At 70.9% G+C, this 20899-nt stretch carries 20 protein-coding genes and 1 pseudogene; 11 read left to right on the forward strand and 10 right to left on the reverse strand.

The window, feature by feature from the left end; all coding sequences use genetic code 11:
• Window positions 1–142: 142 nt before the first annotated feature.
• Window positions 143–1414 (reverse strand): ROK family transcriptional regulator, encoded by a 1272-nt coding sequence (locus tag G5C60_RS38400; protein ID WP_165266644.1) that lies wholly within the window; start codon window positions 1412–1414, stop codon window positions 143–145.
• Window positions 1415–1635: 221 nt separating this feature from the next.
• Here G5C60_RS38400 and G5C60_RS38405 point away from each other — a divergent pair, with 221 nt between their 5' ends.
• The 4 genes from G5C60_RS38405 (at window position 1636) to G5C60_RS38420 (ending at window position 4244) form a co-directional block, all read left to right on the forward strand.
• Complete coding sequence (locus tag G5C60_RS38405) at window positions 1636–2295, forward strand: class I SAM-dependent methyltransferase (protein WP_165266646.1); 660 nt, start codon at window positions 1636–1638, stop codon at window positions 2293–2295.
• A gap of 77 nt (window positions 2296–2372) precedes the next feature.
• A complete protein-coding gene (locus G5C60_RS52615; RefSeq protein ID WP_241267374.1) occupies window positions 2373–3116 on the forward strand; it encodes a hypothetical protein in 744 nt (247 codons plus the stop codon).
• A 115-nt stretch (window positions 3117–3231) separates the two neighbouring features.
• On the forward strand, window positions 3232–3585 hold the full coding sequence (locus tag G5C60_RS52620; protein ID WP_338146050.1) for a DUF6086 family protein: 354 nt from the start codon (window positions 3232–3234) through the stop codon (window positions 3583–3585).
• Between the two features lie 80 nt (window positions 3586–3665).
• Complete coding sequence (locus tag G5C60_RS38420; RefSeq protein WP_206440489.1) at window positions 3666–4244, forward strand: Uma2 family endonuclease; 579 nt, start codon at window positions 3666–3668, stop codon at window positions 4242–4244.
• A 173-nt stretch (window positions 4245–4417) separates the two neighbouring features.
• On the opposite strand, the gene G5C60_RS38425 is transcribed toward G5C60_RS38420, so the two are convergent.
• Together G5C60_RS38425 and G5C60_RS38430 are read right to left on the reverse strand one after the other, a co-directional pair.
• Entirely contained in the window at window positions 4418–4591 is a 174-nt protein-coding gene (locus G5C60_RS38425) for a hypothetical protein (RefSeq protein ID WP_165266651.1), read from the reverse strand.
• A gap of 170 nt (window positions 4592–4761) precedes the next feature.
• Entirely contained in the window at window positions 4762–5859 is a 1098-nt protein-coding gene (locus tag G5C60_RS38430) for a mechanosensitive ion channel domain-containing protein (RefSeq protein ID WP_165266653.1), read from the reverse strand.
• A 289-nt stretch (window positions 5860–6148) separates the two neighbouring features.
• On the opposite strand from G5C60_RS38430, the gene G5C60_RS38435 reads away from it, so the two are divergent.
• Entirely contained in the window at window positions 6149–6685 is a 537-nt protein-coding gene (locus G5C60_RS38435) for an HNH endonuclease (RefSeq protein ID WP_165266655.1), read from the forward strand.
• 177 nt (window positions 6686–6862) lie between these two features.
• Here the strand turns inward: G5C60_RS38435 and G5C60_RS38440 are convergent, their stop codons facing one another.
• From G5C60_RS38440 to G5C60_RS38450, 3 genes are read right to left on the reverse strand one after another with little or no spacing between them, the layout of a single operon-like run.
• A complete protein-coding gene (locus tag G5C60_RS38440) occupies window positions 6863–8215 on the reverse strand; it encodes an FtsX-like permease family protein (protein WP_165266657.1) in 1353 nt (450 codons plus the stop codon).
• Complete coding sequence (locus G5C60_RS38445; protein ID WP_165266659.1) at window positions 8215–8913, reverse strand: ABC transporter ATP-binding protein; 699 nt, start codon at window positions 8911–8913, stop codon at window positions 8215–8217. Before G5C60_RS38445 ends, G5C60_RS38440 begins: the two co-directional genes overlap by 1 nt.
• Window positions 8910–9443 (reverse strand): PadR family transcriptional regulator, encoded by a 534-nt coding sequence (locus tag G5C60_RS38450; RefSeq protein ID WP_165266661.1) that lies wholly within the window; start codon window positions 9441–9443, stop codon window positions 8910–8912. Before G5C60_RS38450 ends, G5C60_RS38445 begins: the two co-directional genes overlap by 4 nt.
• A 213-nt stretch (window positions 9444–9656) precedes the next feature.
• Here G5C60_RS38450 and G5C60_RS38455 point away from each other — a divergent pair, with 213 nt between their 5' ends.
• Both G5C60_RS38455 and malQ read left to right on the forward strand, forming a co-directional pair.
• Entirely contained in the window at window positions 9657–9941 is a 285-nt protein-coding gene (locus G5C60_RS38455) for a hypothetical protein (protein WP_165266663.1), read from the forward strand.
• Window positions 9941–12106, forward strand: coding sequence for a 4-alpha-glucanotransferase (malQ, locus tag G5C60_RS38460; RefSeq protein ID WP_165266665.1), 2166 nt, complete (start codon window positions 9941–9943; stop codon window positions 12104–12106). The genes G5C60_RS38455 and malQ overlap by 1 nt, the downstream gene beginning before the upstream one ends.
• A 298-nt stretch (window positions 12107–12404) precedes the next feature.
• Here the strand turns inward: malQ and G5C60_RS38465 are convergent, their stop codons facing one another.
• Entirely contained in the window at window positions 12405–13067 is a 663-nt protein-coding gene (locus tag G5C60_RS38465) for a response regulator (RefSeq protein WP_165266667.1), read from the reverse strand.
• On the reverse strand, window positions 13042–14214 hold the full coding sequence (locus G5C60_RS38470; RefSeq protein ID WP_165266669.1) for a histidine kinase: 1173 nt from the start codon (window positions 14212–14214) through the stop codon (window positions 13042–13044). Before G5C60_RS38470 ends, G5C60_RS38465 begins: the two co-directional genes overlap by 26 nt.
• A gap of 175 nt (window positions 14215–14389) precedes the next feature.
• Between G5C60_RS38470 and G5C60_RS38475 the strand changes: the two genes are divergently transcribed.
• The gene (locus tag G5C60_RS38475) at window positions 14390–16669 is read left to right on the forward strand and encodes an MMPL family transporter (protein WP_165266671.1); all 2280 of its coding nucleotides are present in this window, start codon (window positions 14390–14392) and stop codon (window positions 16667–16669) included.
• Between the two features lie 69 nt (window positions 16670–16738).
• On the opposite strand, the pseudogene G5C60_RS38480 reads toward G5C60_RS38475, so the two are convergent.
• Window positions 16739–17279: pseudogene (locus G5C60_RS38480) on the reverse strand (transposase).
• 205 nt (window positions 17280–17484) lie between these two features.
• Here G5C60_RS38480 and G5C60_RS38485 point away from each other — a divergent pair.
• The 3 genes from G5C60_RS38485 to G5C60_RS38495 all read left to right on the forward strand — a co-directional run bounded on the left by G5C60_RS38485 (window position 17485) and on the right by G5C60_RS38495 (window position 20472).
• Window positions 17485–17826, forward strand: a complete 342-nt coding sequence (locus G5C60_RS38485; protein WP_165266673.1) for a hypothetical protein — start codon at window positions 17485–17487, stop codon at window positions 17824–17826.
• Between the two features lie 40 nt (window positions 17827–17866).
• On the forward strand, window positions 17867–19981 hold the full coding sequence (locus G5C60_RS38490) for a hypothetical protein (protein ID WP_165266675.1): 2115 nt from the start codon (window positions 17867–17869) through the stop codon (window positions 19979–19981).
• 194 nt (window positions 19982–20175) lie between these two features.
• Window positions 20176–20472: a hypothetical protein gene (locus G5C60_RS38495; protein WP_165266677.1), complete on the forward strand. Its 297-nt coding sequence runs from the start codon at window positions 20176–20178 to the stop codon at window positions 20470–20472.
• A gap of 96 nt (window positions 20473–20568) precedes the next feature.
• On the opposite strand, the gene G5C60_RS38500 is transcribed toward G5C60_RS38495, so the two are convergent.
• Window positions 20569–20899, reverse strand: a 331-nt coding sequence (locus tag G5C60_RS38500; protein ID WP_478503740.1) for a TetR/AcrR family transcriptional regulator, incomplete at its 5' end; no start/stop codon positions are given.

The following is a 20899-nucleotide window of genomic DNA, read 5'->3' on the forward strand; positions in this document are numbered from 1 at the left end:
GATGACAGGGTGATGACGGGGGTGTGCTTGGGGATCCAGAGGTAAGGATCAAGGGGGTGGGTCAGCGGTTCGGGACGTACGGGTGAGGACGTACAGGTGATGAGGACGTACGGGTGAGGACGTACGGGTGAGGACGTACGGGTCAGGGGGTGCGACCCGTGGTGTCGAAGACCTCGGCGCGGGTGGCCGCGAGGGCGGACTGCAGGGCTCCGGTCAGTACGGGGCTGTCGGGCGTCGTACTGAGCCGGATGGCGGGTCTGGGCACGGCCAGGTCGGCGAGCTCGGACTGGATCAGGGAGCGCAGGGGCTCCCCTCCGGCCGTGATCACCCCGCCGGCCAGGATGATCAGTTCGGGGTCGACCACCGCGACGATCGCGGCGAGTGCGGTGGCCAGGCGGGTGGCGAACTCGGCGAGAACGTCCTGCCCTGGTCCGGGTCTTTCGGCCGTACGCGCGGCTTCGGCGACCACCGCGGTCGCCTTCTGGGTGAGGCTTCCGCCGGCTCCGCCGGGCGGGAGCGTCAGACCGTGGTCGCGGGCCAGGCCCAACACGGTCCGGCGACCGGCCAGTTCCTCGAAGCCGCCCGAGTTGCTGCGGGCGACGTTGCGTACGAGAGGGGTGCCCGGCAGGGGGAGGAAGGCGACCTCGCCGGCGCCTCCGGTGGCGCCCCGGTGCAGTCGGCCGCCGATGACGACCGCGGCGCCGAAGCCCCGCTCTCCCCAGAGCAGCGTGAAGTTCTCGCAGCCGCGTGCCTCGCCGATGGACTGCTCGGCGATGGCGGCGAGGTTGACGTCGTTCTCGACTTCGAAGGGGACCGGACCGAGTGCGGCGGCCAGTTCCTCCAGCAGCCGGGGGGAGTGCCAGCCGGGCAGATGAGGGGCGTAACGGAGGTTGCCGGTGGTGGGGTCGAAGGCGCCGGGTGTGCCGATGACGATCCGGTGTACGTCGGCGCGGTGCAGCCCGGCGTCCTTGACCGCACCGTCCAGGGCCCGCAGTACGCGGTCGATGGCGCCCTGCGCGTTCCGGCCCGGAGTCGGCAGTTCGAACCGCCCGACGGTACGGCCGGTGATGTCGGCGACCGCGGCGCGGATTCCGGTGGGAGTGACGTCGAGCCCGGCGACTTGGGCGGCGGCGGGGTTCACCGCGTACAACTGGGCGTTGGGTCCGGGCCGGCCTTCGCTGGTGCCGGTCACGACGACGAGTCCTGCTGCCTCAAGGCGGGCGAGGAGCTGCGAGGCGGTCGGTTTCGACAGCCCGGTGAGGTTGCCGATCCTGGTCCGCGACAGCGGTCCGTGCTCCAGCAGCAGATCGAGAGCGGCCCGGTCGTTCATGGCACGCAGCACGCGCGGGGTGCCGGGGGTCCCGGTGGTGCCCGGGGTACCTGCGGCCCCCGGGGTACCGGTGGATCCTGCCATCGCTGTCGCCACCTGCCCTTCCGCGGCCAATTTTTCAGCGATCTCGTGCGGGCGTCCACGGTCTGGTGTGTACGTCCACTCGCGAGGCGATCACTGTTAGGAAACTTTCCTATTGGTAGGGGAAAGTAGGCCGTCGGCCACGGGGGCGTCAATACCGGCCACCAGAGGCAACAAAGTCGTTACTTGCGGATGGCCGAGGGGCGTACGGCTAGGGTCGGACCATGGCTGGCGACGACGAAGCCCTTCTGGCGGAGCAGATGGCCTACTACCGGGCCCGCGCGCCCGAGTACGACCGCGTCTATGCCGAGCGCTCGGATCTGCGGGAGCTACTGGCCGCGGTCGACGACCTCCCCGTCACGGGCGACGTACTGGAACTGGCCTGCGGAACGGGCCAGTGGACCGGGCCGCTCGCCGCGCGGGCCCGCTCGGTGACCGCCCTCGACGCGGCGGCGGAGACGCTGGACATCGCCTGCTCGCGAGTCACCTCCCCCAACGTCCTGTTCACCCAGGCCGACGTGTTCACGTGGCGGCCGAGTCGTCGCTACGACACCGTCTTCTTCGCCTTCTGGCTCTCCCACGTCCCGCCGTCGCGGATGGCCGACTTCTGGAACACGGTCGGTGCGGCGCTCGCTCCGCAGGGCAGGGCGATCTTCATCGACGACGGTCCCGGGGAAGCCGTGCACGAGGAGGTTCTCGCCCGGCAGCCCGTACCCGCGGTGCTGCGTCCGCTGGACGACGGCAGCCGCCATCGCATCGTGAAGGTCTTCCACGACGCCGAGACCCTGACTGGCGACCTCGCCGCGCTGGGGTGGTCGGCCGACGTCCGGCTGGTGGACGGGAGCTTCATCGTGGGCGTGGCGGAACCGTCAGGGCTGCTCTGAGTAGTTGTACTCATGCCCCCTCCGCTGCTCGCGCCCACACTGCCTACATGAGGCGACTTTCCAGGGGAAAACCCCGTATGGGGCGCATACGGCGCCCCTCACGCGTCCGGCACGGTGCGGCACTGGCGGCGCTGTGCGCGCTCGCCCTCACCGCCTGCGGCACCGAACGAGCGGGCGGCGGGGACCCGGAGACCCGATCCGACGACCGGGTCGAGGCCGGCTCGGCCGCAGCGTCCCACGCAGAGACCGGGGGCGCCGAGACGGAGGCCGCTGAGACGGACGACGTCGATACCGAGGGCCCCGAGTTCCTCCCGTTCATGGAACTCGTCGTCTCCCTCGCCGAGCCGTGCGTGGGGGACCTCCCAACTCCCGAGCTGGAGGAGCCTCCGCCGGAACGCGATCCTGCGGAGCCGCCGGTGGTGCCCACAGAGCCCCCGCCCGAGCCGCCCCTCCCGGACGAGCCGTTCCCCACAGATGAACCCCGGGACCCCGAGGCCGACAAGAGAGAGGTGGATCTGAGCTCCGTGGAGAAGTGCACGGCCGGCATCCACACCCGGCGCATCACGAAGGCCCTCAAGAACACGCCCGACCCGACGCCGCAGCAGGTCAGGAAGACCCTGCACGACCTCGGCTACATCGACGAACGCCTCCACGGCCCACAACGCTCGGGCGAGAGCGTGAAGTTCACCCTCGACCTGCGGATACTGGGTGGCGGGCTGTGCCTGTCCGGCAGCACGACCGGCACAAAGACCGCCATCGAACCGTACGGCGCCACCGCTTCCGAAGAGATCAGCTGCCTGGATGTGCAGCGCCGTCGCTGAAGGCCCGGCCGCTTCCTGTGTGCGAGTTGCCCCCGGGGGCCAAGGCGTAATGCCAACGACGGTGACGATCCGACTGGATAGGCTGACCTGCCGTGATCAACTGAAGAGGGCCGTGGTGAGTCAGTGCTTCGACATAGGCGACGAGACCCTGTGGAATCCGTCCAATGGAGCTTCCCGCCTGTTCCGGCGTCAAGTGGAGCTCTTCGAGGCGGAGCTTGAGCTCTCATCAGGCATCGGGCCGATGGAGAACGACGAGTGCCAGATCGACCCGATCACCTTCGAGACCTTCGTCAACGCTCTCCTGGCGCAGCACCGAAGAACGAGCCACGCCATTGTGCTGGCCCTCTCCGCATCCGGACTGCGCGAGAAGGCACGGGGGAGCGACCCGCGTGGCGACTGGGGCGTACGGCCGTGTGACGGCGTTGGCAAGACGGTCTGGGCAGTACTCACAGGCGGCCGCCCATGCTGACCGGACGCACCCGCGCCCAGGTGTCGGCCTCCGTATGCTGGAGGTCAGAGCCCCGCACTGGTATGAGGACACAGGTGACCATGCTCGCCGACCGCCCGCAGATGCAAGCCATAGAGTTCGAGGAAATCGCCCGTCACGCGGCCCGCACCGCTGAGGGTGCACGGCTTGAGTTCATCAACGGACACATCGGGGGGAAGGCCGTGCCCGACGGCGACCACGGAAGCATCATCGAATGGCTGACGCGTGTCTGCATGCAGCATCGGCCCGACCTATGGCTCGACTCGCATCAGGGACTGGTGGTCGAGACCTACCGTGAGGGCCGGGCTCGCCCCGATGGCTCTCTCGTGCCCAGCCACGTGTTCGCGGGAGCAGGCGAGTGGGCCGACCCCACCCCCGTCCTCATGGTCGTCGAAGTCACGTCCTACGACTCGGACACCGACCGGCGCGACCGCGTCGAGAAGCCCCGTGCCTATGCGGAGACCGGGATCCCGGTGTACCTGCTCATCGACCGTGACACCTGCGAGATCAAAGTGCACAGCCTGCCTGACGGCGTCCGCTACGAGCAGGTGCAGACCTTGCCCTTCGGCAAGGAGGTCACACTTCCTGACCCGGTGGGCATCACACTCGACACCGAACCGCTGAAGAACTGGGTGCGCTGAGTCCGTGCCACGCGGCATGCACCTGCGAAAAGCGTGAACACTTTCCCGGAAAGTGTTCACGCTTCGCAACCGGTGTCCCGGCATAGGGCGGGCTGGCCGACAGCCTCCCGCCAAGCGTGCGCATCGCCCGCGTGGTGAAGCCGACAGAGATCACCGACCTTGGCCCGTGATCCTTAGCTACCGCTCCCCGCCCCGCCACCCGCATTGTGCTTATGGTCTCGCGGTGACGGCACGATGGTGCTTCCTTCGATGTGCTCGGGCCGGAGCGGCATCCCGCACTTCGCTTGAAAGGCGATCATCAGCTCGGCCGGGTCCTGCCGCAGTTCGGCGGTGGAGGTGACGTCCATGGATGGAATATGCGGCGCCAAGCCGTCGAGGGTTCGAGGTTGCCCGGACCTTCACTCGAACGAGTGTGCTGAACCGTTACGGCGGCCACCGTGCGCACAACGAAGCGGCGCCCGGAAGCCTCCGGGCGCCGTCATCCTCGTACAACTCGTACAAAGTGCAATGCAAGCCGCTACTTCGCGACGTTCGGCGAAGGCGAGGCCGAAGCCGCCTGCGCGGGCGTGAGCGGCGTCGCTGCCTGGGCCTGGGGTGACGACGTGTTCGAGTAGGCCGATGGGGCGGCCATGCCGGCCGTCGGGTCGGCAGACGTCGGCTCGGCCTCCGGCTGGGCCGGGAGGCCGCCCACGATGCGGATGCCGGCCTCGTCGAAGGCGCGCTTGATGCGCCAGCGCAGCTCGCGCTCGACGGACAGGGCCTTGCCGGGCATCGTCTTCGCCGAGACGCGGACGACCATCGAGTCCAGCAGGACGCTGTCGAGGCCCAGGACCTCGATCGGGCCCCAGAGGCGCTCGTTCCAGGGCTCCTCCTTGCTCATGGTCTCGCCGACCTCGAGGATCTTGGCCTTGACCGCGTCGAGGTCCTCGTCGGGGCGGACCGTGACGTCGACGCCGGCCGTGGCCCAGCCCTGGGAGAGGTTGCCGATGCGCTTGACCTCGCCATTGCGGACGTACCAGATCTCGCCGTTGTCGCCGCGGAGCTTCGTCACGCGCAGGCCCACCTCGATGACCTCGCCGGAGGCGACGCCCGCGTCGACCGTGTCGCCGACGCCGTACTGGTCCTCGAGGATCATGAAGACGCCGGAGAGGAAGTCGGTGACCAGGTTCCGGGCACCGAAACCGATCGCCACGCCCGCCACACCCGCCGACGCCAGCAGCGGGGCCAGGTTGATCTGGAACGTGCCGAGGATCATCAGTCCGGCCGTGCCCAGGATCAGGAAGGACGCGACCGAGCGCAGTACCGAACCGATGGCCTGGGAACGCTGGCGGCGGCGCTCGACGTTGACGAGGAGACCGCCGAGCGCGGTGCCGTCGACGGCCTGGGCCGTGCGGTTCATGCGGTCTATCAGCTTGGTGATGGCCCGCCGGATCACCACTCTCAGTACGCCCGCGATCACGAGGATCAGCAGGACCCTGAGGCCGATGCTGAGCCACGTGGACCAGTTCTGCTCGACCCAGCTGGCGGCGTTGTTCGCGCTCTCCTGGGCGTCCTGGAGCGATGGTGCCGATGGTTCGTCTGAGGGATCGGCGGCCGACAGGACGGACAAGAACACGGCAGGTACCTCCAGGCGTAGCGGCCCGCCCGCGGCATGGGAGTCACAAGAGGGTCACCGGACGGGCAGACTCAACACACTAACGGGGCACCATGTGTGGATCGCCGCAAAGTTCGAGGGAGAGACTGTGCTCACCTGGGGATGAACACGGGGAAGAGAAAACGGTGTGGTCGAAAACACTCCCAGCCCGTTACCGGGACATGGTGGCGCTTCCACCAGGCATGAGGGGAGACTGACTACAGATCGTCCCGGCGCGAGCCACGCGCCGCCGGCGTACAAGGAGGCATCCGTGCCGCATGTCCTGGTCCTCAACGCGTCGTACGAGCCACTCGGCGTCGTACCGCTCCGCCGCGCGCTCGTCCTCGTCCTCGAGAACAAGGCTGTCTGCCTCGAGGAATCCGGCGCCTTTATGCATAGTGCAAGCGTTACTGTCCCCGCACCCAGCGTGGTCCGGCTGAAGAGGTTCGTACGGGTCCCTTACCGGGGGCCCGTTCCGCTGACCCGTCGGGCACTGTTCGCCCGCGACGGCGGCCGGTGCATGTACTGCGGTGGCGTCGCAACCAGCGTCGACCACGTCATCCCGCGCTCCCGCGGAGGTCAGCACGCCTGGGAGAACGTGGTGGCGTCCTGCCGCCGCTGCAACCACGTCAAGGCCGACCGCCATCTCTTCGAGATCGGCTGGCGGCTGCGGCACAAACCGGCCCCGCCCTCCGGCTTGGCCTGGCGCATCATCGGAACCGGGCATAGGGACCCGCGCTGGCTGCCATACCTGCAGCCGTACGGCGCGGATGACGCGATGGCCCGGATCGACGGCATTTCCGCCTGACGATCCGGGCCTTAGTCTTGCCCGCGCGCTCCGCTGGGTTGAGCAGGGGGACTGCGGTTCGGCTGTTGGCTGCGGGTGCGTTGTGGCTGGTCGCGCAGTTCCCCGCGCCCCTAGGAGGCCTGCGGCCTCCTTAGGGGCGCGAGGCTGCCCCGGGCTTCGCCACACGGTCACGCGTAGCTACGTGTAGCGCAGCTCGCTCGGCCGGACCGCGCGTCGCAGCAGCGGCAGGGACGTGGCCGCGGCGAGGAGGCAGGACACGTAGACCGCCGCGGGGAACAGCAGCGGCAGCAGCAGCGGGAGGGAGACCTCCACCACAAGGCCGTACGCGAGATACACCGCCGTACCGCCGATGCCCGCGAGCAGCATCGCCGGGGCCAGCGGCAGCGCGGTCTCGAGGAGCAGCGCGCGGCCGAGCACCGCCTGCGGCACACCGGCGGCGGCCTGCGCGGCGAGGCCCCGGCGCCGGGTGGCCAGCGACTCGGCGGAGGCGACGGCGAGACCACTCAGTGTGATGGCAAGACCGACCAGGACGGCGGCGCCCGCGAGATTGATGCCGGTGGTGTAGAAGGCCATGTCCTCGGGGGAGCGGCTGTATCCCGGACCGTTCAGGTCGTCGAGCAGCATCTGCCGTACGCCCAGGAAGCTCACGCCCACGATGGCCACCAGGAGCACGGCGGCGTGGGAGCGTGCGGCGGCCCAGGGATCGGTGCGCAGGCGTTCGGCCGCGATCAGCACCGCCGGGTTCTCGGTCCGGGCGGCGAGCCACCGGCCGGTGATCCGGGCCGTGGCCCCGGCGGCCGCGACGGAGCCCACCGCGGTCAGCACCACCGCGCCGAACACCACCAGCGGGAACGCGGCGGCGCTCGCCCGCGCACCCCACACGAGGACCAGTGCGGCCGCCACGCCCACCAGCAGCGCAGGCACCCCAAGAGTGAGAACGGCGCCCCGGCCGCGCTCCGGCCGCACCCGCCGCACCCACCCCAGCGGCGAGGCCACGACCCGGCGCAGCGCGACCACGCTCACCAGCGCGGCCACGATCGGCACGACCAGCGTCACCAGCGCGAAGCCGCCCCAGAGGAGGAGCGGGGGCCCCTCCCACACACGTAGCAGGAGGAGTACGGAGAACACCGCGGCGACCGCCGAGCCCAGCAGACAGGCGAGGCCCGCCTCCAGAGCTGCGATGCGCCGCACCTGTTTCGCCGTCGCCCCGACGAGACGCAGCGAGGCCAGCCGCCGGTCACGGTGCACGGCACCGATCCGCGCGCACTGCCCGAGGAACCCGAGCACCGGCACCAGCAGGAGCAGCAGCGCGACGACCACCCCGGAACGTACCCCCGGCTCGTCCAGCAGGCCGTTGAGATACGGGAACTCCACGATCCCGCGGACCGAGGCGATCGCGACCGCCGCGAGTGCGAACCCGGTGGCCAGCGCGGCCCCCACCGACGTCAGCGTCACCCGCCACCACTCCCGCCGGTCGGAACCCCGCGTCAGCAGCCAGGCGAGCCGGAGATCCCCCATCACCGCACTCATCACTGAGCCACCTCCAGGTCCGCCGCGCCCTCGGAGACGACACCGTCGCGCAGTGACACCTCACGGTCCGCATACGCCGCGACCTGGGCGTCGTGCGTGATGAGCAGCACCGTCGTGTCGGCCTCCCGGGCCGTGTGCACCAGCGCGGTCATCACCTGCTCGCTCGCGAGGGAGTCGAGCGCGCCGGTCGGCTCGTCGGCGAAGACGACCTTCGGGCCGGTCACCAGCGCCCGTGCCATCGACACGCGTTGGGCCTGGCCACCGCTCATCTCGCCGGGCCGCAGCGTCTCCTGGCCGCGTACGCCGAACCGCTCCAGCCACTCGCCGGCCCGCTCGTGGGCCTCGGCCCGCCGCACTCCCGCGAGCAGCAGCGGCAGCGCCACGTTGTCGAGCGCGGTCAGCTCCGGGATCAGCTGACCGAACTGGAACACCACCCCGAACTCCGTACGCCGCAGCTCGCTCAGCCGCTTCTCCGGAAGCTGGTCGAGGCGCTGCCCGTCGTAGACCACCGAGCCCTCATCGGGGCGGACGATCCCGGCCAGGCAGTGCAGCAGCGTGGACTTCCCGCTGCCGCTCGCACCGGAGACGGCGAGGATCTCGCCCGCGCGCAGTTCGATCGAGGCGCCGCGCAGCGCCTTCGTCCTGCCGTGCGTCTTGGCGAGGCCACGGGCCGCCAGGAGCGGCACTTGGTTGCTCATGCTGCGTCGACCTCCGCGGTCAGAGTGGTGAGCCGGGCGGCGGTGGTGGTCATCCAGCGCAGATCGGCGTCGAGATGGGACAGGGCGTAGTCGGCCGAGAGGACCGTCGCGAGATCGGCGTCCTTGGCGGTCTTGACCGCCGTGAGTTCCCGCATCCGCTCCATGTGGGCGGCGCGCTGGGTGCGCAGATACTTGTCCGGGTCCGTCGAGGCGAGGATCGCGCACACGACCTTGGCGAAGATCTCGTTCGTCACGAAGGGCGCGGGCGGGGTGATCTCGCCCGTCCACCGGGCCAGTTCACGCGACCCTTCGTCGGTCGACCGGTACCGCGTCCGCTCCGGGCCACCGTCGGAGTCGGTGCCGTCGACCTCGGCGAGATCGTCGCGCACCAGGCGCTGCAGGGTCGTGTAGACCTGCCCGTAGGCCAGCGGACGGGCCTGCGGGAAACGTTCGTCGTGCCGTCGCTTGAGGTCGTAGCCATGGCTGGGCCCTCCGGCGAGCAGCCCCAACAGGATGTGGCGGGTGCTCATGGGGACCAGTATGTACCCGGTATATGTACTGAGTGAATAGTAGGGAGGAAATCCGCCCGGGGCTCGGCCCGACGAAAAGATCCCCGGTAGTACCCCGGATCCGGGAGAGAATGTGAACAGCAACACGTTGCCCACTTGATTACGTCTGTGTCCGCGCCCGCTGGGTATGGGGCTCCCTGACCTCGCACTGTCGACTTCTCCAAGGAGGCCCTCGTGGCCACATCGGCACCGCTTCTGCTCTCGGCCCTTTCCAAACGTCCGGAGGACCGCCCGGAGGACCCTTACAAACGCCCGGCGGGTCTGCCCGCCGACCCCGACCTGCACCTTTGCGTCTTCAGCGCCGAGGGGTCCTGCGCCGAGGCCCCGCTGACCAGTGAGCCGCCCCTGCCCGACGCCGAACCCCTCACCAGCGAACCGCCACTCGCCGACGCCGCCCCCCTGACGAGCGAGCCCACCTCCATGGGCGCCGCCGCCGGCCTGGACTCCCCGGGGGTCTGATGCCGCTTTCCCGGCTCGCCGCGCTGCACGGCGTCGCCACCTCCTACAGCCCGTCCCCGGACCGTACGGTCGCGGCCTCGGACGCCGCGGTGATCGCCGTGCTCGCCGCACTGGGCGTGGACGCGCAGACGCCGGACGCCGTCCAGAGGTCGCTCGCGGCCCGCGAGACGGAGCTGCGGGAGCGGCTGCTGCCGCCGACGGTGGTGTGCTGGAGCGGGGCCGCCGGGAGCACCGCGGCCACCGCCGCGGCCACCACCGCGAGCGGCGGCCGCGCGCCCGCGGCGGACGGCCCCGCGCCCACCGCCCGAGCCGGGCGCCCGAGCGGCCCGCTGCCCGCCGCTCTCACCGCACTCCCCGCGGGCACCCGCCTGCGCATCCGCACCGAGCAGGGCGAGACCCGTGCCTCGGCCGAGCAACTCCCGTACGGCGTCCATGAGCTGGAAGCCACCGCCCCCGACGGCCGCACCGCCCGCGCCCACCTCGTGGTCGCCCCGGCCCGGCTGCCGGCGCCCCCGGGCCGTACGTACGGACTGCTCGTCCAGCTCTACTCCCTCCTCTCCCGCCGCTCCTGGGGCATGGGCGACCTCGGGGACCTCGCCGAGCTGACGGCCTGGGCCGGGCGGGCGCTCGGTGCCGGATTCGTGCAGGTCAACCCCCTGCACGTGGCCGTACCCGGCGAGCCCACCGACCCCTCCCCGTACCGTCCCTCCTCGCGCCGCTTCCCCGACCCGGTGCACCTGCGCGTCGAGGACATCCCGGAATTCGCGTACGTCGACGACCGCGACCGAGTCCGTACGCTGCTGGAGCGGGCCGACCGGCTGCGTGAATCCGTGCTCCGCAAGGGCGCGTTGATCGACCGCGACGCCGTGTGGGAACTCAAGCGCGAGGCCCTGGAGCTGGTACGGGACGTGCCGCTCGGGCCCGGACGCCGCGCCGCCTACTGCGACTTCCTCGCCGAGCAGGGCGAGGCCCTGGAGGACCACGCCACCTGGTGCGCGCTCGCGGAGAGATACGGCTCCGACTGGCACTCCTGGCCGACCGGGCTGCGCGATCCCCGCTCGCCCGAAACCGCCCGCGCCCGCGGTGAGTTGATGGACCGCGTCGACTTCCACAGCCGTCTCGTCTGGCTCACCGACAGCCAGCTCACCGCCGCTCAGCGCAGCGCGCGCGAGGCGGGCATGCCCGTCGGGCTCGTGCACGACCTCGCGGTCGGCGTGCACCCCGGGGGCGCCGACGCCTGGGCGCAACAGGAGTACTTCGCGGCGGGCATGTCCGTCGGCGCGCCCCCCGACGCCTTCAACGCCCGCGGCCAGGACTGGGGCCTGCCCCCCTGGCGCCCCGACCGCCTTGCCGACTCCGGCTACGCTCCGTACCGCCGCCTCCTGCGCGCCCTGTTCCGGTACGCCGGCGCCCTGCGCATCGACCACGTCATGGGCCTGTTCCGGCTCTGGTGGATCCCGCAGGGGCAGGCGCCCACGGAAGGGACGTACATCCATTACGACGCCGAGGCCATGCTCGCCATCCTCGTACTGGAGGCCTCGCGGGCCGGAGCGCTGGTGATCGGCGAGGACCTCGGGACCGTCGAGCCGGGGGTCCGCGAGACGCTGCACGAGCGCGGAGTGCTCGGCACGTCCGTGCTGTGGTTCGAGCGGGACTGGGAAGGCGACGGCCTGCCCCTGCCGCCTGAACGCTGGCGCACCGACTGCCTCGCCACCGCCACCACCCACGACCTGCCGCCCACCGCCGCCCGTCTCACCGGCGATCACGTCGAACTCCGCGACAGCCTGGGCCTGTTGACCCGTTCCCTGGACGAGGAGCGCGACGAGGCGTCCGCGGAGATGGGGGAGTGGCTGGCGCTGCTCGCCCGGCTCGGGCTGCTCGACGGCGTGGGCGGCGGAACCGGCGTCTCGGAGGAAGCCGAGATCCAGGCCGTCCACCGCTTCCTGCTCCGCACCCCGGCCCGCATGATCGGCATCTGGCTCCCGGACACCGTCGGCGACCGCCGCCCGCAGAACGTACCCGGCACGTGGGACCAGTACCCGAACTGGCGCCTGCCCATCGCCGACACCGAGGGCCGCCCCGTCACGCTGGAGGAACTCGCGGCCTCCCCTCGACTGCACGCCTTGCTGGACGTGGTGCGGGGGCGGACGCCCGGGGGCGGCTAGCTCCGCTGGAAGAACGGTGATGCTGCATCGACATGCGGCTCCGCCGCGGGTGCGGGCCGGTGGGGGCTGGTCGCTCCCCCACTCTCGGCTTCGCTCGAGCGGGGGGACCCCCATCGCGGCGGAGCCGCAAATTGCTACAGCCCCGCGCCCCTTGCGGGGCGCGTGTGGACCCCGCGTCTAGGGCGCGTATCGAGTCGTGATCATCGGGTGGTCCTGGTGAGGCACGTGGAGCCGACGTGAGCCGACCGGTGCACTGATGTCCTGGCGGGGACTCATGGGACATGGCCCGGCACCCGGCTCAGGTTCCGGGGAGGATACGGCGCGTTTCGTAGGCCCACATCGCGATCTCGACCCGGTTGCGGGCGCCGAGTTTGGCCATCAGGCTGGCCAGATGCGTCTTCACCGTGCTGAGGCTGATGTGCAGTGCATCGGCGATCTCGGTGTTGGTCAGCCCGCGGGCGACGGCGAGGAGCACCTGCTCCTCGCGGGCGGTGACGGGGGAGACCGGCTGGGCCACGGGCCGGCCGGCGGGCAGGTCCGCGAACGCCTGGAGCAGACGGACGGTGACGCTGGGCGCAATGAGCGCCTCACCGTCGGACGCCGACCGTACGGCCTGCGCCAGAAGGTCCGGTCCCGTGTCCTTGAGGAGGAATCCGCGGGCGCCCGCACGCAGTGAGCCGTAGACGTACTCGTCGAGGTCGAACGTGGTGATGACGACCACGACCAGCGGGTCGGCGACGCCCGGGCCGGCGATCAGCCGGGTGGCCTCGAGCCCGTCGAGCACGGGCATGCGGATGTCGAACAGGCAGACGTCGGGGCGCAGTTCGCGGGCCAGACGTACCGCTTCGCGTCCGTCGGCGGCCTCGCCGACCACCTCGATGCCGGGCTGGGCGTTCAGCATGATCCGCAACCCGGTGCGGATGATGGTCTGGTCGTCAGCGACGAGAACGCGAATGGACACCCCTCTCGCTCCTCGCGCTCGGCAGTTCGGCCTCGACATGCCAGCCCCGGTCGGTACCCGGGCCGGCTCGTAGTGTGCCGCCGAGCAGCGTCGCGCGCTCGCGCAATCCGGTAAGTCCGTATCCGTCGCGACCCCGGCCGGTGCGCCGGCCGTTGTCGCGCACGCTCACCCGCACCATGTGCCGTTCCGCGGCGACCCGGACGACGACCTCGGTCGCGTCGAACGCATGGCGCAGCGCGTTGGTCACCGACTCCTGCACGATCCGGTAGACGGCCGCGTCCACGGCCGGGGGCAGCGCGTCCAGCTCGCCGTCGAGCCCCAGGTCGACCCTGAGGCGACCACCCGGGGTGCGCACCAGGCGCTCCAGATCCGCGACTCCGGCAGGGGGCGCCAGCTCGGCGCCGACCCCGCGGTCGCGCAGCGCGGCGACCATGGCGCGCATTTCCTCCAGCGTGCGCGCCCCTTCCTCCTCGACCCCTTCCAGCGCATCGACGGCGGCGGACCGGTCGGGGCCCGCGAGCACCCGGCCCGCCTGGGCGATGATCACCATGGCCGACACGTGGTGGGCCACCGTGTCGTGCAGTTCCCGGGCGAGCTGCTCACGCTCGCGGGAGCGTACCTGCTCCAACTGCCGCTCGCGAGCGGTCCCCCAGAACCGCACCGCAGCCCCGATCAAGCCGGGCAGCGACAGGAAGACGAAGCCCCCGACCTGTTCGGCGGCCGGGGTGTCGTCCGTGACGGCGCACAGCGCGAAGGTCGCCAGGATCACCGCGCCGCCCAGCACGATCTCCCGTCCCGATCCCCACCGGGGCAGTGCGTACACCAGCACGAGCACGATTGCGCCGGTGTTCAGGCCGACGGGCTCGCCCGGTGCGGCGACCAGCGAGGCCAGCTGGAGCAGGATCACCGAGCCGAACGCCAGCGTGACCATCGCCAGCGGGTGGGTCCGGCGCCACAGGGGCAGCAGGCACAGCCATACCGCCAGCACCACCGCCACCGGCCGCCACACGACGTTCTCGCGCAGGGTGGCCTCCAGCACCACACCGCCCAGTCCCGCGGCGAGCAGCGCCCAGTCCCGCCGCACCCGGGCGGGCGCGTCGGGCGGCCGGGGTTCGGTCCACAGGGTTCGCAGGTCGTCTCGCAGCACGGTTCTCAGCCTAGGGACCGCGCCGTGCCGCGCATCGGCCGAAAGGACGGGGCCTCACTCCGACTTGGGGCCGACGGATCCGCGACCCGCGAGCCGATGCCGCAGAGCGCCGTGGCGACGAGCCTCGGCATCGGCGGCCGTACAAGGACGGCCGACGAGGTGGTTGGAGGACCCGATGCTCTCGAAAGCCCTGTTGCGCCTGGGCGCAAGCGCCGCCCGCCATCCCTGGCGGGTGATCGCGGCATGGCTGGTCGCCGCCACGCTCGCCGTCCTCGCCGCCGTCGCCTTCGGCGGGCGGAATGCGGATTCGATGACCGCTCCGGGACTGGACTCCCAGCGGGCCGCGGAACTGATCGAGCGGGCCGGCACCGGCCAGGAGGGGATGACCGCCCAAGTGGTCGTCGCCCCCCTCGACAGCGCTGCGACGTTCTTCGACCACGACAGCGCGCGCACCGCTCTCACGCGGCTGCAGACCGAGGTGAAGCGGCTGCCGCACGTGCTCGGCACGAGCGACCCGGCGGGGGCACTCGACGCAGGCGGGGACACCGCCGTGCGCGGCGGCCTCGTCTCGGCCGACGGGCGGATCGCGGTCGTCCGGGTGCAGTACCCCGACCAGAGCCGGCTGTCGGCCGAAGACCTCGACGCCCTCGTCGATCTCGGCGACCGGCTGCGCGCCGAACTGCCCCTGCGCATCGAGATGGGCGGGAACCTCTTCTACGCCTTCTCCGACCCCGACGGCGGCGCGAGCGAGTTGATCGGCCTCCTCGCCGCGGCTGCGATCCTGTTCCTGGCGTTCGGTTCGCTCGTCGCCGCCGCGCTGCCGATCGGCATGGCGGTCTTCGGACTGACCGTCGGGGTCGCCACGATGACGGTACTGGCGGGGGTGACGGACGTCCCCACCTTCGCGCCGGTCCTGGGCAGCATGGTCGGGCTCGGAGTGGGCATCGACTACGCGCTGTTCGTGCTCGCCAGGCACCGGGAGTACCTTGCGCGCGGGCTCGATCCGCACGAGGCGGCCGGACGAGCGGTGGCCACGGCGGGGCGGCCGGTGGTCTTCGCCGGCGGAACCGTCGTCGTATCGATCCTCGGCATGGCGGTCGCGAACGTGCCGTTCATGACGGTGGGCGGGCTTGCCGTCTCGATCGTCGTCCTGACCATGGTGCTCGCGTCGGTGACGCTGCTGCCGGCCTTCCTCGGCGCCGCCGGCCCACGCCTGGCCCGGGCCGGCCGGATCGGCCGGGCTCTGCAGACCAGGAAGCTGGGCCGACTCGCACGGCGGCGGGACCCGGCGGCAGGCGCCGCCCACGCCGCCGGGTGGCGTCGCTGGATCGGGCACGTCAGCCGGCACCCGGTGCCGTACGCGGTCGGCGCGGCGGGGCTGCTGCTGACGGCGACGCTGCCCGTGCTCGGCCTGCGCGTCGGCCTGCCCGACGACGGCTCACTGCCGCAGAGCCGGACCGAGCGCCGCGCGTACGACCTCGTCGCCGAGGGATTCGGCCCGGGCACCAACGGTCCCCTCGTCATCGCCGCGGACCCCACCGGTGATCCGGGAGTGCTGGACCGACTCGTCGCAACGGTCGCGGCGGATCCGGGCATCGCATCCGTCGCGCCGACGCACATCGATCGGGCCACCGGCATCGCGACCCTCGTGGTGTTCCCGACCACCAGCCCTCAGGACAAGGCCACGGCCGACACCATCGCCCGGCTGCGCACCGACGTGCTGCCCACGGCGATCGGGCACGGCCCGGCCAGGGCCCACGTCGGCGGCGCCGCCGCGAGCCTGTCCGATGTGGGCCAGCGCACCAGCCAACGCCTGCCGGTGTTCGTCGCCGCCGTGCTGGCGATGTCGTTCCTGCTGCTGATGCTGGTCTTCCGCTCGATACTCGTACCGCTCAAGGCGGTACTGCTGAATCTGCTGAGCATCGGCGCGGCCTACGGCATCATGGTCGCGGTCTTCCAGTGGGGCTGGGGAGGCGCACTCATCGGGCTGGAAGCGACGGTTCCGATCGTGTCGTTCATCCCGATGTTCCTCTTCGCCATCCTGTTCGGCCTGTCGATGGACTACGAGGTGTTCCTCCTCTCCCGCGTACGCGAGGAGTACCTGCGCACCGGCGACAACGGCACGGCGATCGTTGAGGGCGTCTCGGGCACCGCCCGGATCATCACCTCGGCCGCCCTCATCATGGTGGCGGTCTTCCTGTCCTTCGCCGTCGCCGAGGACCCCTCGACCAAGATGTTCGGGCTCGGCCTGGCCACCGCGATCTTCATCGACGCCACGGTCGTACGCATGGTGCTGGTACCGGCGACCATGACACTCCTCGGCCGGGCCAACTGGTGGCTGCCGAGGTGGCTGGACCGGATACTTCCCCGAGGCCCGGTCGGCATCGACGCCGCCGACGACACCGACGTGGAATCCACGGGGGAGGCCCCTCGTCCACGGCTGGTTGACCGTTGACTCAACTCCCTGCCCGCCCTTGGCATCCGGCACCTCAGCGCGTCACCTACGGCGCATATCGAGTCGTGATCATCGGGTGGTCCTGGTGAGGTCCTTGATCCAGATCATCGAGGCGCGCAGGTGGAGACCGGCGAGGTAGCTGTCGGGAGTCTTGTCGTATCGGGTGGCGATGCCTCGCCATGCTTTGAGCTTGTTGATCAGGCGTTCGACGGTGTTCCGCTCCTTGTAGAGATCGGCGTCGTGGCTGACGGGTCGGCCACCTCTGGAGCCCTTCTTCTTCCGGTTGGCGGCCTGGTCCTTCTTCTCCTCGGCCGCGGCTTTCTCCAGGGCGGTGACGACGTCCTCGTCGAGGTGCATCCCGGCCGCGTCGTGGTGGGCTCGGGCGGTGGTGGAGTCGATGCTGACCAGGGACAGGTCCACCTCACCCCGCTTCGCGGCTTCCGTGATCAGGCCCTCCAGCAGGGCCTCGAAGACGCCGGCGTCACGCCACTGCCGGAAGCGGTTGTGGACGGTCGACCAGGTGCCGAACTCCGTCGGCATCTCCCTCGCCGATCGGCAGGTACGGCTCGATGAACTCCCGATCCGGATCGGTCAGTTGCACTCGCGTCACGTAAGACCGTCTATCGGACCGGACCGTGCTACGAAGGCACATCCCGCAAATTGATCACGACTCGATACGCGCCCTAGGGGGAGCGCGGCCCCGGACGCCCCTTTGGCCGACAAGTGGCCTATCCGTCGTGCCTGTTTCGTGCCTGTGATCACTAAAAGTAGCGATAAGGGTTGAAGCGATCACTTATGAGGGCTATACCCCCCACATGAGTGAAGGGGAAGTTCTCGTCATCGGCCTGGCGCCACGGGACAAGGAGGCCGGCCGCTGGCCGGTCGTCGCCACCGCGGGTCCACAGGTGGCCGTGGTGCGCGCCGCGAGCGCGGACCTGCCGGCCGTGGCCGAGCATGCGCGGCTCGCCATGGCGCGCACGCCCGACGGACGGACCCAGGTCCTGGGCGACGAAAGCGCCCTCGACGAACTGGCGCCGGGTGACCGGCTGTTCGTCGACGCCTGGCGGGAACGGCCGCTGAGCAAACCGGACCGCCGGGGCGAAGGCCTGCCCTGGGACGCGCCCGGATTCGAACCGCCGGATCGGCCGGCGGGCTGACAGCGCACACCGAAGCGTGTGCGGGGGGAAAGGCGGAACGATGGCTGGAGATCTGCCGTACGAGGAAATCCTGGTCGTCCACCACGCGGACTTGGCGGGCGCGGACACAGCCGCGGCCGCGCCGACGGGGCGTGTGCTGCAGCGGTTCGGTGACCGCGTCGAGATCAGGCTGGGCGCCGAGGACGGCGTCGGCACGGCACTGCCCGAGATTCCGGACGAAGTGCTGGAGGGCTTGTCCGTCACCGAGCGGCTGGGTGTGGAGGCGTTACGACTGCGCGCCGGCGAGGAATTCACGGCCGCCAAGGCGCGCCGGCCCCGGGACGGCGAGCGGTGGGACATGCCCGGCTGCGCCGCGTTGGTCGTTGAGCGGCCGACCGTGGCCGACGAGGGTGCCGCGGACGTGGCGGAGGCCGGCGCCCCGGGCACGAGCGACTACCTGGTGGGATCGGTCGCGCTCGGCGTGGTGATCGTCAACGGTCCGACCGCGGCGACCCAGTTCACGGCGGCGGAGCAGACCCAGGTGGTGGCCGAGGTACAGGCCGGCGCCGGGTTCCTGGCCGGCTTCAACTCGTGGGCGGGCGTGAGCTTCAACTACGACATCCGTCCGGTCAGCATCAGTACGCAGCCGAACGCGACGGCCACGGACAACGAGAGCCGGTTCCGCAATCCGGCGGTCGCCGCACTGGGCTTCCAGGCCAACTGGAACGGGGTCTGGGACTACGTCAACTGGCTGCGCAACGACCGGCACACCAACTGGGCGTACTGCGTGTTCTTCGTCAAGGGCTATCCGGTGGACCACTTCGCCTACGCCTCGATCGGCGGACCGCGGATCGTCATGGACTACGCCAACGACGGCTGGGGACCGACCAACATCGACCGTGTCTTCGCCCACGAGACCGGCCACATCTTCGGCTGCCCGGACGAGTACGCCTCGAGCAACTGCGACTGCGGCGGCTCGTGGGGACGCTTCGGCGAACCGAACAGCAACTGCGAGAACTGCGCCGGAAGCGCCGGTGTGGGCTGCCTGATGCGAGCCAACGAGTACGCCATGTGCGGACCCACCAAGCGTCACCTCGGCTGGGGTCTGACCTCGATGCGCACCCGCCAGCCGTCGGTGGTCAACGCGGTGTCGCGCAGCACCGACCACCTCGACGTCTTCGTCTGCGACAACGGCGGCAACACCGTGACCGCCGCCTGGGCACCGGCCATGGTCAGCTGGTGGGAAGGCTGGTGGAACCTCAACGGCGGCCAGGCCGCCCCGGGTGGGCCCGTCACCGCGGTCAGCAGGCGCAAGGACTTCCTGGACGTCTTCGTCGTCGGCCTGGACGGACGCGCCTGGACCGCCGCGTGGGAGCCCGGGAAGGGCTGGCGGGGCTGGGGGCAGATCGGCACCGCCGTCTTCCCGCAGGGGGCGACGATCAGTGCGGTGTCCCGCAGCCAGGACCACCTGGACATCTTCGCCACCGACACCGGCGGCAGGGTGGTCACGGCGGCGTGGGAGCCGGGATTCAAGGACGGCTGGCACGGCTGGTGGGAGATCAAGGGGGGCCGCGCCAAGGCGGGCGCCCCGGTCACCGCGGTGTCGCGCAGCAAGGACAAGCTCGACGTGTTCGTCACCGGCAACGACGGTCACTGCTGGTCCGCCGCCTGGGAGCCGGCCTTCCCCGACGGCTGGCACGGCTGGTGGCCCATCGGCAACGCCGTCTTCCCGCAGGCGTCGAGGATCAGTGCGGTGTCCCGCAGCCAGGACCACCTGGACATCTTCGGCACCGACGCCGGTGGCAGGGTGGTCACGGCGGCGTGGGAGCCGGCCTTCAAGGACAAGTGGCAGGACTGGGGGGAGATCAAGGGGGGCCGCGCCAAGCCGGGCGCCCCGGTCGGCGCGGTGTCGCGCAGCACGGACAAGCTCGACGTGTTCGTGGTCGGAAACGACAACATCGTCTACACCGCCGCCTGGGAACCCGCCTTCAAGGACGGCTGGCACGGCTGGTGGAACCTCAACGGCGGACAGGCCGCCCACGGCTCCCTGATCACCGCGGTCAGCAGGCGCAAGGACTTCCTGGACGTCTTCGTCGTCGGCCAGGACGGACGCGCCTGGACGGCGTCCTGGAGCCCCGGCAGCACCTGGGCCGGCTGGTGGCCGATGGGCAAGTAGCGGCAACGGCCGGGCAAGTACCGGCCAGGCTGCTGCCGGGCAGGTAGCGGCCACGGCCTGACAGCGCATGCCCGCCCATGGCAAGCGTTGTCAGGCCGAGAGGCCTGCTGCCGGCCGCGACGGCGGAGCGGCGTGCCCGGTCGCTACGGCACCCCGGGCGCGCGGTCGGATCAGGGGTTCGCTACGTTTGCACCGTGGACAAGAAGAACGCCCTGCGCGCCGGCGCCCTGGCTGCCGGTACGACGCTGATGATGCTGCTCATGTCGTCCCCCGCGCTCGCGCTGACCCGCGACGACGGCGACGACCCCGGTCCGGGCCTGAGCGTCATCGAGACGCTGGGCCTCTATGTCGTGGCGCCGATCGCGCTGTTCGCGGTCATCGCCGGTCTTGTCATGATCCTGGACAGGTCGTCGGACCGGCAGCCGAAGCCGAAGCCCGGTGGCAAGGCGCAGGGCAGGATGCAGGGCAAGGACCAGGTTCAGGCCTCCTGACCTCGGACTTCTCCGAGTTTTCCGTCGAGGGCGCCGTCCTCGCATACGTACGCGGGTTTCGCGGTACGTGGCGAGGACGGCGCCCTCGACGTGTTCTCACCGGAGGGGCACTCCCGGATGTCCCGGGTGGGGCGCGGTGAGGTAGCGCTGGAGGGTCGGTCCCAGCCAGGCCAGGATCTCCTCGCGGTGCAGGGCGACGGCGGGCGGGAACTTCAGGACGTACCGGGTCAGGGCCATCCCCAGCACGTGTGAGGCACAGAGGGCGGCGCGGGCCGGGGCCTGCTCGGGGTCGGGGCAGACTTTTATGACCACCGGCAGCAGCTGCTCCTTGAAGATGTTCTGCATGCGCTCGGCGCCGGCCGTGTTGGAGACGCCGACCCTCAGCAGCGCGGTGAGGACTTCGTTCGTCTCCCACATGTCCAGGAAG

This window comes from Streptomyces scabichelini (genome assembly GCF_011045015.1).
In the GTDB taxonomy this organism is placed as follows: Bacteria; Actinomycetota; Actinomycetes; order Streptomycetales; family Streptomycetaceae; genus Streptomyces; species Streptomyces scabichelini.

What these genes read in the sequence shown, in the direction of transcription:
- G5C60_RS38400 (WP_165266644.1), bottom strand. Translation starts at nt 1,414, where the DNA reads ATGGCAGGATCCACCGGTACCCCGGGGGCCGCAGGTACCCCGGGCACC.
- G5C60_RS38405 (WP_165266646.1), top strand. Translation starts at nt 1,636, where the DNA reads ATGGCTGGCGACGACGAAGCCCTTCTGGCGGAGCAGATGGCCTACTAC.
- G5C60_RS52615 (WP_241267374.1), top strand. Translation starts at nt 2,373, where the DNA reads ATGGGGCGCATACGGCGCCCCTCACGCGTCCGGCACGGTGCGGCACTG.
- G5C60_RS38420 (WP_206440489.1), top strand. Translation starts at nt 3,666, where the DNA reads ATGCTCGCCGACCGCCCGCAGATGCAAGCCATAGAGTTCGAGGAAATC.
- G5C60_RS38425 (WP_165266651.1), bottom strand. Translation starts at nt 4,591, where the DNA reads ATGGACGTCACCTCCACCGCCGAACTGCGGCAGGACCCGGCCGAGCTG.
- G5C60_RS38440 (WP_165266657.1), bottom strand. Translation starts at nt 8,215, where the DNA reads ATGAGTGCGGTGATGGGGGATCTCCGGCTCGCCTGGCTGCTGACGCGG.
- G5C60_RS38445 (WP_165266659.1), bottom strand. Translation starts at nt 8,913, where the DNA reads ATGAGCAACCAAGTGCCGCTCCTGGCGGCCCGTGGCCTCGCCAAGACG.
- G5C60_RS38450 (WP_165266661.1), bottom strand. Translation starts at nt 9,443, where the DNA reads ATGAGCACCCGCCACATCCTGTTGGGGCTGCTCGCCGGAGGGCCCAGC.
- malQ (WP_165266665.1), top strand. Translation starts at nt 9,941, where the DNA reads ATGCCGCTTTCCCGGCTCGCCGCGCTGCACGGCGTCGCCACCTCCTAC.
- G5C60_RS38475 (WP_165266671.1), top strand. Translation starts at nt 14,390, where the DNA reads ATGCTCTCGAAAGCCCTGTTGCGCCTGGGCGCAAGCGCCGCCCGCCAT.
- G5C60_RS38485 (WP_165266673.1), top strand. Translation starts at nt 17,485, where the DNA reads ATGAGTGAAGGGGAAGTTCTCGTCATCGGCCTGGCGCCACGGGACAAG.
- G5C60_RS38490 (WP_165266675.1), top strand. Translation starts at nt 17,867, where the DNA reads ATGGCTGGAGATCTGCCGTACGAGGAAATCCTGGTCGTCCACCACGCG.